This is a genomic window from Bacteroidales bacterium (assembly GCA_016709865.1).
Lineage (GTDB): Bacteria > Bacteroidota > Bacteroidia > Bacteroidales > VadinHA17 > LD21.
The window spans coordinates 263,187-278,372 of record JADJLX010000006.1 but is presented as its reverse complement, the minus strand read 5'-3'; the positions used below and the strand labels follow the sequence as shown (position 1 = coordinate 278,372).

Here is a 15,186-nt window from a genome sequence, read left to right as displayed (position 1 = left end):
AATATTTTGCAGAGACAGGCCGTGAGACCTGTCTTTTTTTATAGTGAATTTCGGATTTCGGATTTGGGATTTCGGATTTGGGATTTTTCATCAATCCGCAATCCGCCTTCCGCAATCCGCAATTAAAGAGTGGATTTTTTATATATTTGCACCTGATTTAAAGCACGACTGTTGAATGGACAATATCCGTAATTTCTGTATAATAGCACATATTGATCATGGTAAGAGTACCCTGGCAGACAGGTTATTGGAAAAGACCAATACAATAACTGAAAGAGATTACCAGGCCCAGATACTTGATGATATGGATCTGGAAAGGGAGAGGGGTATTACGATTAAAAGTCATGCAATTCAGATGGAGTATTTCCACGACGGAAAGAAGTACTTCCTTAATCTGATAGACACTCCGGGACATGTTGATTTTTCATACGAGGTTTCCAGATCAATTGCAGCCTGCGAAGGTGCTCTGCTGGTTATAGATGCAACCCAGGGAATTCAGGCACAGACAATTTCAAATCTCTACATGGCAATTGATCATAATCTCGAAATTATTCCTGTGCTGAATAAAATGGATTCACCTGCCGCTATGCCGGAAGAGGTTAAGGATCAGATTGTCGATCTGGTTGGCTGTAAAAGGGAAGATATTATAGAAGCCAGTGCAAAAACCGGAATGGGAGTTGAATTGATACTCAGAGAGATTGTGAAAAGAGTACATCCTCCGGCCGGAGATCCTGAGGCCCCCCTGCAGGCCCTGATATTTGATTCCATATTTAATTCATTCAGAGGAATTATAGCTTATGTCAAAATCGTTAATGGTACTGTCAGGAAAGGTGAAAGAGTTAAGTTTGTAAATACAGATCATGAGTACAATGCTGAAGAGATAGGTGTACTAAAGCTTAAACAGGAACCACGTAATGTAATGAGTGTGGGTGATGTTGGCTATATAATTACCGGTGTTAAGGCTTCAGCAGAAGTAAAAGTAGGAGATACAATAACTCAGGTTAAGAATCCCTGTGATGAAGCTATATCGGGATTTGAGGATGTTAAGCCAATGGTGTTTGCCGGTATCTATCCGGTTGATGCCGATGATTATGAAGATCTGAGAATATCTATTGAAAAGCTGCAGTTAAATGATGCTTCACTCACATTTATTCCAGAATCATCTGCAGCACTGGGCTTCGGCTTCAGATGCGGATTCCTTGGACTGCTGCATATGGAGATTATTCAGGAACGTCTCGACAGGGAGTTTAATATGGATGTCATTACGACAGTACCAAACGTATCTTTTAAAGCATATACTACAAAGGGAGAGGAGATTGATGTTCATAATCCTTCAGGCCTTCCCCCTGTAAATCACCTTGAGAGAATAGAGGAACCATATATTTCAGCACAGGTGATTACTCTGTCGGAGTATGTTGGTTCGATAATGACACTATGTATCGATAAACGCGGTGTGCTGAAGAACCAGGTATATCTTACCAGGGACAGGGTTGAATTAACATTTGAAATGCCACTTGCTGAGATTGTTTTTGATTTTTATGATAAACTTAAGAGCATTTCGAAGGGATATGCCTCTTTTGATTATTACTACATAGCTTATCAGAAGGCTGATCTTGTCAGGCTTGATATTCTGCTCAACGGCGAGATGGTTGATGCTCTCTCCACACTCATATACCGGGGACACGCATATGAATTTGGACGTAAAATGTGCGTTAAGCTGAAAGAACTCATTCCCCGCCAGCAATTTGATATTGCAATACAGGCAGCTATTGGTGCAAAGATTATATCAAGGGAAACGGTGAAGGCAGTAAGGAAAGATGTTACTGCGAAATGTTACGGTGGTGATATAACAAGGAAAAGAAAGCTTCTTGAGAAACAGAAGAAAGGCAAGAAAAGAATGAGGCAGGTTGGTAATGTTGAAGTCCCCCAACAGGCTTTCCTCGCAGTCCTGAAACTGGACTAATCCTGTGATATTTAGTTGAATTACAATTATTTATAGAAATTGAACCCCCTTTAGGGGGCAGGGGGCAAAAAACTAACATATCAGTTTATACCCTTTTCCGTGAACATTAAGGATCTTGACAGCAGGATCTTTCATCAGGTATTTTCTCAGACGAGTAATGTATACATCCATGCTCCTGGCATTGAAGTAATTATCATCAATCCATATTGTCTTTAATGCAAAGTTCCTTTCAAGAATTTCATTGCCATGGCGACATAACAATTCCAGCAGTTCAGATTCTTTTGTTGTTAGTTTTGTCGTTTTATCATTAAAGATGAGCAGTTGTTTTAAGGGGTTAAAAGTGTATTGTCCAATGGCGTATGAATCTTCTTTCCTGACAAGTGAACTGCTGCCTGTTCTCCTTCGAAGTATGGCTTCTATCCTGTAAAGGAGTTCTTCCATAGAGAAAGGCTTGGTAATATAGTCATCGGCTCCGCTTCTGAATCCTTCGAGAACATCTTCTTTCTGATTTTTGGCAGTAAGGAAAATAACAGGGATATCCTCATTTATCATCCGGATCTCCTTTGCCAGGGCTAGGCCATCCATCTCAGGCATCATTATATCAAGAATGCATAGGGCAAAGCTCTCTTTAGAAAATGCATCAAGTGCTACCCTTCCGTTGATGCAGAGTGTGGTCTCGTAATTCTTGGCAGCAAGATATGTTCTTAACAGGTTTCCCAGGTTGCTATCATCTTCAGCAAGAAGAATTTTGATGTTTTTCATTTCAGGAAGTTTTGTGGAACAAAAATAGTGAATTTTGTGCCTTTATTTAACTGACTATCAACTTTAATAGTTCCGTCATGTTCTTCAATTATCTTCTTAACGTAACTTAATCCCAGACCAAAACCTTTAACATTATGAACGTTTCCCGACGGGACGCGATAAAACTTATCGAAGATTCTTTTCTGGTTCTCTTTGCTGATCCCAATGCCTTTATCTTCAAATATTATCAGTAGCCCTTTTTTATTATTTCTTGTTGAGATAGTAATCTCGGGTTTATCCTTTGAATATTTAATTGAGTTGTCAATGAGGTTGGAAACAGCATTTAGAAAATGAATCTCATCTGTTAATGCAAGTGAAACAACAGCCTGATAATCTTTCGTTATCTGTCCGTTCCGGTTATTTATCTGAAGAGTAAAATTTTCAATTGCTTTATCGATTGTTGTATGAACATCAGATTCAACCAGGTTAAGCTTCATCTTCATTTTTTCAAAAATCGCCATCTGAAGCACTTTCTCTACCTGAAATTTTAATCTCATACTCTCGTCAGAGATGACCTTTGCAAGACTCGCAATATTTTTATCCTTATCCGGGATTGATGTATCTGCCATCATCTGGGATGCCAGGGAGATTGTCGAAATCGGAGTTTTAAGTTCATGAGTCATGTTGTTGATGAAATCATTTCTTATCTCTGACATCTTTTTCTGCCTGAAAATAACTACAAATGTTCCGGCAGATAGAAGCAGCAGGAATGTTGTGAAAAGAAGCGACATAAAACCAAGACTTCCGATCTTTTCAAATTTATAATGTTGTTCCTGAAGGCAATATAGGACTATCTGGTTCTGACTGGGAACAGGATCATTGGGAAATAGCTGAATAATGAATTTGTTGGTACCGGGTTTGTCAGTAAATCCAGGTGTACTCCAGATATTCCCATATCGTCCGGAGCGAATTGCAAACTCATAATCGAGATATATTCCCACATTGTTAAGGGCAGTACGCAGTTGCTGATTAATGCTTTCAGGATCAACTCTTTCTCTTATATCAGGTGTTGTACGAAGAATTTTCTCCATTATATTTTCAAGGAATACTATTTTGTTGCTTACTCTTCCGGTTATCTCCGAATTCGTTATCTGAGGCGATGGCTCAGCCGATTCAATTGAAGTAAATGGGGAGCTGTATTCCGAAGAAATAAAAATTTTATGTCCGGAAGAAGTTACTGCAACTGGTTTGTCCGGATCGTTAAGCCCGTACATGGCCAGGAGTTCAGCGTTTGGCTGATATCCCTGGAGCTTTCTGGCAAGAGGTGATCCGGCAGGTACTTTAACAGTTATAGAATCTGTTGAGGCCGGATCTATATCTTCTACGATATTTCTTATTAATTCCTTCTCTTCCAGATCAAGAACAACAGATTCAAGTGCCTTATTTGCCTGATAAGCGAACTGACGGTCAGTAATGGCAATTGCATTTCGTATCCAGTACAACTGAATAAGTATTAATCCGGATAACGCCAGAAAAAAGAATATTGCAAGTAATACAATGGTTCTCCGCTTCATACAATTGCAAAAGTACTTGTATATATATTAAATAGCGCTTCTTTAACTTTCTTTAACTAAGGTAGGTACTCCGAACTCTTTAAATAGTTTAACATATCATTAAATATATGTTAATATTCAGCTATATACGCTGCAGGGTTTTTTTAATCGGAAAACAGGTCTTATATTTGTACAGGAATTGGCACGATATTTGAAACACAGGATATAGAGGTTTTTTTCATAGGTTAGGTTAGTTTTAGGGTTATCAAAAAAGTGAGGCTGACAATCGTCAGCCTCTTCTTTTTTTACCTATGCTGTGTTTACTTTGTTTTAGATAGATTTGGAACCTTGGTAACATTAAGGTTTTTCTCCCTTGCAGCATGATAGATGTGTTTTCTTATGATTCCCGCCTTTTTCCCCTGGAGATATGTCAGATCGATTATAAAGGAAGTACCATCCTTAAAGAATAGTTGTGCCTTTTTTTGTTTATGAGGCATTACCAGTTCTTTTACATCTGCCCAAATGAAGGAGTGTTTTTTTGGATTTAGAAGACCATATCTGAACTCAATTTTGTCGTCGTCGATAAGAAAAAAAAGATCTTTTCTTTTAATTGTTGCTAAAGCAGCTATAACCGAGACGACAAGGCTAATACCATAAGGTGCTGTTGCCAGTACTGCAGGAATGCTTTTATGCCCCAGAAGAAGGCTGGAAATCAATACCCATGAGCCAGCCAAAAAAAACAAAATAGCGAACCCCCATAACAGAAGCTTCCTCCCTTTAGTAAACTCCTCTTCAGATAAATTGAAATACAACTTTTCCATAGACTAATGAGTAAGGTAATGTAAGTTCTTGTCCTTAAAGGTAAGTAAATCAATATAGAAAACCGCATTTACTGTTTCAATTTCTCTCATTTGTGATGTAAGCAATTCAGAATCAAGGATTTTCCCGGGATCATAAACGCTGAAAATATAATCAACATTTTTAAGTTTATTGAGCAAAAACATTTTGCCGGATCTGTTTGAAATAAGATTATAAGATATTTCGTGTGCTTTTTTTGAAAAGGAAAACCTGCTGAAAGTAAGTTGTGTGCCATCATCCTCCCCGGGCTTTAAAGGAGCTATACTCTTTAAAGAGATTGAGAGCTTATTATTTATTAAAAGGGACAGTTTATAATCAGGTTCTGCGCATACTAATCCAAGAAGAGTAGTATCCTCATCATGATCAATATTAAGTTGTACCCTTGTAATCTTCTGAATTTTCTTCATCTGGAAACGACCTAACTGATAAAGTTAAACAAAAAATGGATTCCAGATCTTACTCGTTACAATTATCTTTAAGCCTCTTCCATGCCTGGCATGAGGCCTCCTGTTCTGCCTCTTTTTTTGATGAGCCGTGACCCTCTCCCAACTCCTTTTTATCTATTGTCAGTATTGTAGAAAAGACAGATTTTTTAAGATTAAAATCATATTCTTCATTATAGGTAAAGATAAGGTTTGACTTATGCTTCTGTACCCACTCAAATACGAGGCTTTTATAATCTGTATCTGTATTTACAATTTCAGTAAGGTTGAGATATTTGTTCAGTACGTTTTTGAGGAAAAGCTTTTTGGTTTTTTTAAAGCCTTTATCAATGAAGACAACTCCGATCAGGGCCTCGAAAGCGTCGCCATACAGATTTTTTGTCGGATGTGCTGAGCTGACATTACTTACCAGAATCTTATTAATTCCCATTGATATGGCCAGCTGATTAAGAACTTCCCTGTTTACAATACGGGATCTTATTTTTGTCAGGAAGCCTTCATTTGCATCAGGAAATTTTTCAAAAAGAAAGTCTGATAGGATTGCATCAAGTACAGCATCTCCGAGGTACTCAAGTCGTTCATTATTGACTTTTTTACCATCTGGAAGTGTAAATGAGGCGGACCTGTGTATGAAGGCTATTTCATACAGTCTGAGGTTCCCTGGTCTGAAGCCAAGGATTTTCCTTAAACGGGAACTGAATTCCTGTTTATCAAGTAAATAAGTACCATTAATTCTTTTGCGGAATAACGACACTAAGCTTCAGCTTTTTTAACAACAACAGAAGCATTATGTCCTCCGAAACCAAATGTGTTGCTAAGGGCATAATTTACTTTTCTGTGTTGAGCTTTATTGAGAGTTAAGTTCAGATTCTGATCAATATCCTGATCAGGAATGTTGAAATTGATTGTCGGAGGAACAATGTCGTGAACAACTGACATAATTGCAGCAATGGCTTCAATTGCACCTGCCGCACCAAGAAGATGACCAGTCATCGATTTGGTTGAGCTGATATTCAATTTGTAGGCATGCTCTCCAAAGACATTTACGATTGCTTTTGTTTCTGAAATATCACCCAGGGGAGTGGATGTTCCATGAACATTAATGTAATCAATGTCTTCAACCTTTAGGCCTGCATCCTGAATTGCAAGTTTCATCACATTTCTTGCTCCCAGTCCTTCAGGGTGAGGAGCAGTCATATGATATGCATCTGCTGTAAGACCAGTTCCAACCAGTTCAGCATAAATTTTAGCTCCCCTGGCTTTTGCATGTTCATACTCTTCAACGATTAGTGCTCCAGCTCCTTCTCCAAGTACAAAACCATCGCGGGTTTTATCAAAAGGCCGGGAAGCAGACTTATAGTTTTCATTATTTGTTGAGAGGGCCTGAAGTGCATTGAACCCACCTATTCCGGGTTCATTAACAGCAGCTTCTGAGCCTCCCGTAATGAAAATATCAGCTTTGCCCCAGCGGATATAGTTTATGGCATCAATTATCGAATTGGTAGAAGATGCACATGCTGAGACAGTTGCAAAGTTAGGTCCCCTGAAACCATACTTTATGGATATTGCCCCTGCGGCAATGTCTCCAATCATCTTGGGGATGAAGAATGGACTAAACCGGGGTGTTCCATCCCCAAGAACATAATCTTTGATTGCCAGAAAAAAGGTTTCAAGTCCCCCGATACCTGAAGCCCATATAACGCCTGTCCTGTCCTTATCAATAGAATCAAGATCAAGACCTGAATCTTTCAATGCTTCTTCAGTGGCTACAAGAGCATACTGAGAATACAAATCAAGCTTGTTGGCTTCTTTTCTGTCAAAATAAGTTTTAGAGTCGTAGCCTTTTAATTCACATGCAAACTTGGTCTTGAACTTCTCGGTATCAAAGCGGGTTATCATTACTGATCCGCTTTCACCGTTCTTCAAACCTTCCCAATAGTCATGCAAATTATTACCTAAAGGAGTTAGTGCTCCTAGTCCTGTAACTACAACTCTTCTCATAAATGGGTTATTAACGATGCAAACTATTTTGCATTTTCCTCAATGTACTTGATTGCATCACCAACTGTACCGATGGTTTCTGCCTGATCGTCTGGAATTCCGATATTGAATTCTTTCTCGAACTCCATGATTAACTCAACAGTGTCCAGAGAATCTGCTCCTAAATCATTTGTGAAACTGGCTTCCGGAGTTACTTCTGATTCGTCTACTCCAAGTTTGTCAACTATTATTCCCTTTACTCTTGCGGCAATGTCAGACATAATAATAAATTTTAATTAATATTAATTTTTGAACCATGCAAAGAAATATATTTGTACTATATTTTTCAAGAGATTTGATGTTTTTTTATTTGAGGTACAGTTTAATGTGTTGATAATTAGAAAAATAATCTTATTTTAATGAATTATTAAGGATAGTTGACAAATCTACTAATTATCACATAATGAGGAATATCGCTATTTTTGCTTCAGGTTCCGGAACCAATGCAGAAAATATAATTAAATACTTTTCGACCAGAAATACCGCTCAGGTAAGTCTTGTTTTGTCGAATAAGCGTCAGGCAATGGTTCTAAAAAGGGCTGAAGCACTTAACATAAGAACACTGTTTTTCGAACATAAAGAATTTTATGTTACAGGCAAAGTCCTCCGGTATCTTACATTATATAAAATTGACTTCATCGTGCTTGCCGGATTTTTGTGGCTCGTACCTGGAAACATCATTGATCATTTCTCGGGACGTATAATAAATATACATCCCGCCTTACTCCCTGCTTATGGCGGAAAAGGAATGTACGGAGATATTGTTCATAAGAGTGTAATAGCAGGTAAGGAAAAGGAATCAGGAATAACAATTCATTATGTTAATAAACAGTACGATAAGGGGGATATTATCTTCCAGAGCCGCTGTAAGATTCTGAAAGATGAAACTCCGGAAACACTGGCTGAAAAGGTACATGCCCTTGAATATCTGCATTACCCCAGGATTATTGAAGATATTGTAACGAAACTGCCCGATTTTCTAGTTAAAGGTCCCGAGGAGGCTTAAAACAACCTGTTTGTTCTTTTCAAACCGGGCAAGATTCATTTCTGAAACAGGTTCTACCGGCGGGGCTTCAACTTTAAGCGGATCAACCGGGGAACCATTTTTATAAAACCTGAAATCAAGGTGAGGACCAGTCGATAGTCCGCTCGAGCCAACATACCCGATTATCTGACCCTGTTTGACAAACGCTCCTCCGGTAATACCCGTCCCAAAACGACTCAGATGAAGGTATGCAGTTGCATATACGCTGTTGTGCTGTATCCTTACCATTTTACCTGATCCGTTCTCTGTTGTAGCTGAAATGACACGACCGTCGCCTATTGAATGAACCGGGGTCCCGAGTGGTGCAGCATAATCAACTCCGAAATGTGCCCTTCGGATCCGCAGGATAGGATGCATCCTGTTCGCTGAAAATCTTGAACTTATTCTCGAAAACTGAAGAGGAGCTTTGAGAAATGCCTTTCTGAGACTATTTCCTTCAATGTCGAAGAAAGTCTCTGTACTGTCCTGTATGAAAGGGATTGCAGTTATAACATTACCTGACCAGTTGAACTGTGCACCGTAAATCCTGCCGGCTCCCAGTGATTTATCATCTATATATAATTCCTCATATATAACTTTGAAACTATCCCCCTTCTGAAGTCCGAAAAAATCTACTGTCCAGGCAAATATCTCAGATAACTCAGATGCAAGGGATGCGTGGAGCCCGCCTGCCATCATTGCATCCCAGAGGGAGGTTTCAATTGTACCTGATGCATACTTTATCTTGCCCGAAATTTTCTTTCTGAAAGGTGTAATATTCAATGAATCATTAAAACTGAAGATGTAACTTGTGGTGGGATCATGTTCGTAAACCATGTATCTTGCTTTTGCAAGGCTGTCTCTGCCGCAAAAAAGAATATAGTTGTTCCCTGATTTGATATTACGTACATCAAATACCGACCCGGAGTTTTTAACAAGCTGGTCAATCTCAGACATACTGATACCATATTTTAACAGAATTCCGGAAAGAAACCCGTTGGGTTTGATATGTCCGGTAACCAGGTTAAATGAATCGGAGGGTATTCCGTATAAAAGAACCGGATTATTTGGCTTTTTAATTGTAGTTGTGTCAGAAACATTCAATTCTTCAATTGCCTTGTTTTCAGTGGTGTTACAGGAAATGGAAAAAACTAGAAGTGAAAAGCTTAGTATGATTTTAGAAGTCCTGAAATTCATTTTTTTATTATATTTTTTCAATGGGTCTGAAGACCGGAGACCGAAGACCGGAGACTGAAGAAAATGGTTTTACTTCCGTCTTCCGTCTTCCGTCTCCCGTCTTTTTTAGCTCTTCACCACAATATTCACAATCCTGTTCGGGACAACAATAATATTAGAAGGAGTAGAATCACCGATCCATTTTTTTGCCCTCTCATCAGCCAGTACCGTTTTGATGATATCTTCCTTCGACATACTTACAGGAAGCAAAATGTTGAATCTCATCTTCCCGTTGAAAGATACCGGGTACTCGAAGTTATCCTCTTTAAGGTACTCTTCATTGAATTCAGGCCATGGCTCGTATGCAAGCGAATTGCTGTTTCCAAGGAGGTGCCACAACTCTTCAGCCATATGAGGTGCGAAGGGTGATAATACCCTCGCGAAAGTGCATGCTGTTTCATGTGTGACTTTTCCCTTTTTCGTTGCAAGATTCAGGAATATCATCATTGCAGAGATTGCTGTATTAAAGCGAAGTGTTTCAATATCTCCGGCAGCTTTCTTAATAAGTTGATGAAGGCCCTTCAACACTTCAGGATCTTCTTCTCCCTGAACGATATTTTCAGGATTTGACAGGAATCTGAAGGCTCTTCCAAGGAATCCGAAAACACCTTTTACTCCTTTATCGTCCCATGGTTTTGTGACGTCAAGAGGCCCCATAAACATCTCATAAAGTCTCAGTGAGTCAGCCCCGTATTTTGATGTGACATCATCGGGATTAACAACGTTTTTGAGCGATTTCGACATCTTGGCGACGATCTGTTTCAGTTCGGAACCAGTCTCCTTATGAAAGTATTTGCCTTCACGTTCTTCGACCAGGTCACCTGACACTTTTGCACCTGACTCTGTCTCATATGCAAAGGCAAGGATCATTCCCTGATTGAATAATCTCTGATAAGGTTCATCGGTTGATACAATTCCCAGATCGAAAAGTACCTTGTGCCAGAATCTGCTGTAAAGGAGATGGAGAACAGCATGTTCAGCGCCGCCAATATACAGATCGACAGGCATCCAGTATTTTTCTTTTGCCTTGTCAAAGATCAGTTCGTCGTTGAGCGGATCGATAAAGCGCAGATAGTACCAGCATGAACCGGCCCATTGAGGCATTGTGTTGGTCTCTCTTCTTCCTTTCCTTCCGTTCTTATCAGTTACATTCAGCCATTCGTCAGAATTGGAGAGAGGTGATTCTCCGGATTCTCCAGGCAGATATTTTTCAAGCTTTGGCAGTTCAAGAGGCAGCTCATTATCTTTGAGCAGAGAAATCTCTCCGTCTTCCCAGTGAATCACAGGGAATGGTTCGCCCCAGTATCTCTGTCTGCTGAAGAGCCAGTCGCGCAGTTTATAGTTTACTTTTGAGGTACCAAGGTTTCTGCTTTCCAGCCACTTAGTGATTTCAGCTATTCCTGCTTCTTTATTAAGTCCGTTAATATTTATGCCGGTTGATTCATTTGAGGAATTGATATATTTTCCATCTTCTGTCCAGCACTCTTTCCCTTCAAGGATTCTTTTCTTCTGGTCAGGGTCTGTTACTGCAGGATCCTGAATGCAGGCGATCTGCAGATTGAATTTCTGTGCAAATTCAAAGTCTCTCGTGTCGTGTGCCGGCACTGCCATTATTGCTCCTGTACCATAACCTGTTAATACATAATCAGCAACCCAGATCGGGATCTGTTTGTTGTTAACAGGATTAATAGCATATCTGCCTGTAAATACACCTGTTTTATCTTTTGCCAGGTCAGTTCTGTCCAAGTCAGATTTCAGAGAAGTGGCCTTCTTGTAATTTTCAACATCAGCCTTCTTTTCATTTGTGGTAATGGCGTCAACAAGCGGATGTTCAGGCGCAAGTACCATGTAGGTTGCACCAAAGAGTGTATCAGGACGTGTCGTAAACACTGTCAGTTTTTTATCAAGACCAGCAATGCTGAAATCAACTTCGGCACCTGTTGATCTTCCGATCCAGTTGCGCTGCATATCCTTGATGCCTTCGGGCCAGTCGAGGTTGTCGATACCTTTAAGCAGTCTTTCTGCATATAGCTGAATACGGAGCATCCATTGTTTAAGGTTTTTCTTTTCAACCCTGTTTCCGCATTTTTCATGCGAGCCATCGGTCAGGACCTCTTCGTTTGCACACACGATACGGCAGCTTGGGCACCACCAGACCTGTGCATTGGCATAGTATGCAAGTCGCTGAGAATCAATGTATTTAACAACCTCATTATGACCAAGTTGCTTAACTTTTTCCGGAATATGTAATTCAGATATTGGCCTGCCTTTCTGCAGACTATGATCAAACCATGTATTGTAAAGACGTATGAAAATCCACTGGGTCCATTTAAAATATTTCGGATCGGTTGTATTTATTTCTTTATCCCAGTCGTAGCTCAGACCTAATTCTTTGATCTGTCTTCTGAAAGTATCACAATTATTTTTTGTAGTTATTGACGGATGGGTTCCGGTCTGGATAGCATACTGTTCTGCAGGAAGTCCGAACGCATCCCATCCCATAGGATGAAGAACGTTAAAACCCTTCATCCTCTTATATCTGCTGAAGATATCAGTAGCTGTATAGCCTTCAGGATGACCAACATGCAATCCTGCGCCTGAAGGATAGGGGAACATGTCGAGGATATAGCATTTATTCGGATTTGTTAAATCTTCAGGAGTTTTGAATGTTTTGTTATCCTCCCAGTATTTCTGCCACTTCTTTTCTATTTCATGAAAATTGTAATCCATAATCAGATTAAGTTTAAGGTTGCGAAATTAGAAAAACTTTGGCAATTGTCATTCATTCCTTCCTTTTAACCACGGAGACACAGAGATCACAGAGAAGTCACGGAGGCATATCTCTGTGAACCTCTGTGTAATCCGTGTCTCTGTGGTTATTATTTTCAATTAGTTGTAAAACCCGGCATTTGGTTATACTTTTGCAGTATTGATCCGGTCCCGTAGTTCAATGGATAGAATGACAGATTCCGGTTCTGTTGGTTGGGCGTTCGAGTCGCCCCGGGATCACAGACAAAATGTTGGTAGAGACGCAATGCATTGCGTCTCTGCGCATTTAATCAGGATTACATTATCCCCCATTTAGTCAGAATATCATAATACCAAAGCAGATAAACACCTGCTGCAAATAGTATAACAGCAATTATTATTGCAGGCCATGGGTTCTTCTTCTTCTTAAACGGATCGAACAGATCAACTTTTGAGTTCTCAGGTAATGATGCCAGGTGTGTAAGTGTTCTTCCGAAAAGGATATTGATTGTTAACCTTGCATTCACAGCCCAACCGTTTGCATCGAGTACCGGAGCCAGATTTCTCTTACGGAGTTTCAGCCAGGCAAGAACCATTGAAGGCAGAGAAATCGCAAGGATTATTCCAAGAACTGCCAGAGGCATTTGCCACCAGTGCAACTTAAAGAATCCTGTCAATATTGACATTATCACAGATCCTATGGCACCTAAAGCCAGACTTAATGCTGCAAAAATCCCGACGAACTTACCAATATCAAAAGGCTGAGCCGGTGCGGCAGCCGGTGCCGCCGGACCTGATTTAACAGCTGTATCTACAGTTGTTGTAACCTTCTCCGCATGTGAACTGGCTGATGCTTCAACGGCTTTCTCCTTTGAGGATGCAAATTTCTCTACCTGATTATTAAGAAATCTTGAGAACTTCTTATAAGGCGACCAGAAAGCCTGGCGTATGCTTATCGGATTATCAATAATTTTAATTATTGTAGCATCCCAGTCGCGCCCCTGCCTGTCGTAGAAAATTGCGTTCCTGCCTACAGTAATATTATCAATATCACCATCGGTTAGTGCAGCAACAATTGTCATCGATTCATTTGTAAGCCGGGCAATGCAATTACAATATACAAGACAAATTCCGCTCGATCCGGCCATGCTGTTGTGCTTTGGCATGTCACTTACTTTAATGCACAGGTCGCAGCAACGCTGATCGATAAATAGCCTTCCGGCCTGGAAGATGGCATCGGTATCGGATGAATAGAAATCGTTAAAGTTTACATAGTTTTTCAGAAGAGTGTACAGGTCGCGATAAAAACGGGTAAGTTTATCAACAAGGATAATATTGTCGGCTTCGTTTTTCAAAGCCAGATCCTGGTCAATCAAAGCGAGTAATTTATCCTTGTCATTCTTCTTAATAACTTCCCTGATATTTTCAAGTCCTAATTTTTCTACAGCAGCTCCTTTTTTGGAGGAGATCCATTGGTTATAATTATCGAATTTAGAAGGAATTGATTCCCATTCTGTCAGTGTGATATGCGATTTATTTGAGAATAACTGATTAATAACAAGAGTTTTGAATTTCTCCAGAGCTTTCTCCCATGAAGGATTTATTGCTTCATTTAGGGGTAAAGTCTTTTTTGATCCCATTTTGGCAATAGGTAGCATGGCAATTTCATCATTACAGGCTGAGAGATTTCTTGCACTTATAGCCTCATACTGTGACTTGAACAGATTAAATACCTCAGCTGATGCCGGATCATATTCAGCAAGCTGACAGCGTAAGAAGAAATCATCAATCTTTGGTTTTACTGTCAGATAAGCACTCAACGCTTCAGCGGTATTCGCTCCAAAAGGAAGAATTTTACCGGCATTCACTTCAGCTGATTTGTACCACTCTGAGTACTCTTCACACTGTTTATAGAAATCAGTTATATTTTCGGTGTTAATTCCCGGTTTCCCGTTTCTGTCGTTGTTAGCATTAATGCAACTGATTATTTCTTTGATCAGTTTCTTCAGTTCTTCTTCATCTGCAGAATCTTCCGTTATAATTCCGTCGCCATTGAACTTTGTATTTGCAAAAATACCGGCGAAATCAGATGTTTCCTTCACAGTGATTTCTATATTATCAGGTTTGCCAAGATTCTTGAGAATCTGTTTTGCAGAAGCCAGCAATGCTTTTCCTTCATCAGTTGAATCATTTATAGAAGAAAGTGGAAGGCTTTTGTTTTCTGCAATAAGATCATCAGGGTTTTTCAGGAGTGAAGTGATCCATTTTGCAGCCGCGATAATCTCAGGAACTCTTATTCTGTTATCACCGTCTGAATCAATCAGTGCAAGTGTCTTGGAATCAATTTCCATTCCATGTACAGGACAACTAAGTGCAGTCCATAATTTCTGATCGAGCTGATCCAGCGATTTAATATCATTTCCTGATAACAGGTTTACCCTGTTGACGCCTCCGACACTTGAGAAATTCCAGATATGGGTTTCCGTATCGGATTTGATTAGGTTAGTGATCTTTTTTACAGGGTTCAGTAAGGTAGTTTGCTTAGTCATAATTACCGGTTTTATTTTAGATTCTTCAGAA

General features: G+C 39.7%; 12 protein-coding genes and 1 tRNA gene. 3 read left to right on the top strand and 10 right to left on the bottom strand.

What is annotated here, in order from left to right; translation table 11 throughout:
• Window positions 1-175: 175 nt before the first annotated feature.
• Window positions 176-1,963: an elongation factor 4 gene (gene lepA / locus IPJ16_17580; GenBank protein ID MBK7628978.1), complete on the top strand. Its 1,788-nt coding sequence runs from the start codon at window positions 176-178 to the stop codon at window positions 1,961-1,963.
• A gap of 72 nt (window positions 1,964-2,035) precedes the next feature.
• On the opposite strand, the gene IPJ16_17575 is transcribed toward lepA, so the two are convergent.
• The 7 genes from IPJ16_17575 to IPJ16_17545 all read right to left on the bottom strand — a co-directional run bounded on the left by IPJ16_17575 (window position 2,036) and on the right by IPJ16_17545 (window position 7,819).
• Window positions 2,036-2,725, bottom strand: coding sequence for a response regulator transcription factor (locus IPJ16_17575; GenBank protein MBK7628977.1), 690 nt, complete (start codon window positions 2,723-2,725; stop codon window positions 2,036-2,038).
• Window positions 2,722-4,278 (bottom strand): HAMP domain-containing histidine kinase, encoded by a 1,557-nt coding sequence (locus IPJ16_17570; GenBank protein ID MBK7628976.1) that lies wholly within the window; start codon window positions 4,276-4,278, stop codon window positions 2,722-2,724. The genes IPJ16_17575 and IPJ16_17570 overlap by 4 nt, the downstream gene beginning before the upstream one ends.
• A 299-nt stretch (window positions 4,279-4,577) precedes the next feature.
• Window positions 4,578-5,078 (bottom strand): hypothetical protein, encoded by a 501-nt coding sequence (locus tag IPJ16_17565; GenBank protein ID MBK7628975.1) that lies wholly within the window; start codon window positions 5,076-5,078, stop codon window positions 4,578-4,580.
• A 3-nt stretch (window positions 5,079-5,081) separates the two neighbouring features.
• A complete protein-coding gene (locus tag IPJ16_17560) occupies window positions 5,082-5,522 on the bottom strand; it encodes an IPExxxVDY family protein (protein MBK7628974.1) in 441 nt (146 codons plus the stop codon).
• A gap of 49 nt (window positions 5,523-5,571) precedes the next feature.
• Window positions 5,572-6,312 carry a ribonuclease III gene (gene rnc, locus IPJ16_17555; protein MBK7628973.1) on the bottom strand — a complete coding sequence of 247 codons (741 nt, stop codon included), beginning with the start codon at window positions 6,310-6,312 and terminating at the stop codon, window positions 5,572-5,574.
• Window positions 6,312-7,559, bottom strand: coding sequence for a beta-ketoacyl-ACP synthase II (gene fabF, locus IPJ16_17550; GenBank protein MBK7628972.1), 1,248 nt, complete (start codon window positions 7,557-7,559; stop codon window positions 6,312-6,314). Before fabF ends, rnc begins: the two co-directional genes overlap by 1 nt.
• 23 nt (window positions 7,560-7,582) lie before the next feature.
• Window positions 7,583-7,819 carry an acyl carrier protein gene (locus IPJ16_17545; GenBank protein ID MBK7628971.1) on the bottom strand — a complete coding sequence of 79 codons (237 nt, stop codon included), beginning with the start codon at window positions 7,817-7,819 and terminating at the stop codon, window positions 7,583-7,585.
• Window positions 7,820-8,001: 182 nt separating this feature from the next.
• Here IPJ16_17545 and IPJ16_17540 point away from each other — a divergent pair, with 182 nt between their 5' ends.
• Window positions 8,002-8,604, top strand: a complete 603-nt coding sequence (locus IPJ16_17540; protein ID MBK7628970.1) for a phosphoribosylglycinamide formyltransferase — start codon at window positions 8,002-8,004, stop codon at window positions 8,602-8,604.
• On the opposite strand, the gene IPJ16_17535 is transcribed toward IPJ16_17540, so the two are convergent.
• Window positions 8,578-9,819: a peptidoglycan DD-metalloendopeptidase family protein gene (locus tag IPJ16_17535; GenBank protein ID MBK7628969.1), complete on the bottom strand. Its 1,242-nt coding sequence runs from the start codon at window positions 9,817-9,819 to the stop codon at window positions 8,578-8,580. The genes IPJ16_17540 and IPJ16_17535 overlap by 27 nt on opposite strands.
• 105 nt (window positions 9,820-9,924) lie before the next feature.
• Window positions 9,925-12,588, bottom strand: coding sequence for a leucine--tRNA ligase (locus tag IPJ16_17530; GenBank protein MBK7628968.1), 2,664 nt, complete (start codon window positions 12,586-12,588; stop codon window positions 9,925-9,927).
• Window positions 12,589-12,794: 206 nt separating this feature from the next.
• Here IPJ16_17530 and IPJ16_17525 point away from each other — a divergent pair.
• Window positions 12,795-12,867 (top strand) — tRNA-Arg (locus IPJ16_17525).
• Between the two features lie 56 nt (window positions 12,868-12,923).
• Here the strand turns inward: IPJ16_17525 and IPJ16_17520 are convergent.
• On the bottom strand, window positions 12,924-15,155 hold the full coding sequence (locus tag IPJ16_17520) for a hypothetical protein (protein MBK7628967.1): 2,232 nt from the start codon (window positions 15,153-15,155) through the stop codon (window positions 12,924-12,926).
• Window positions 15,156-15,186: the final 31 nt, after the last annotated feature.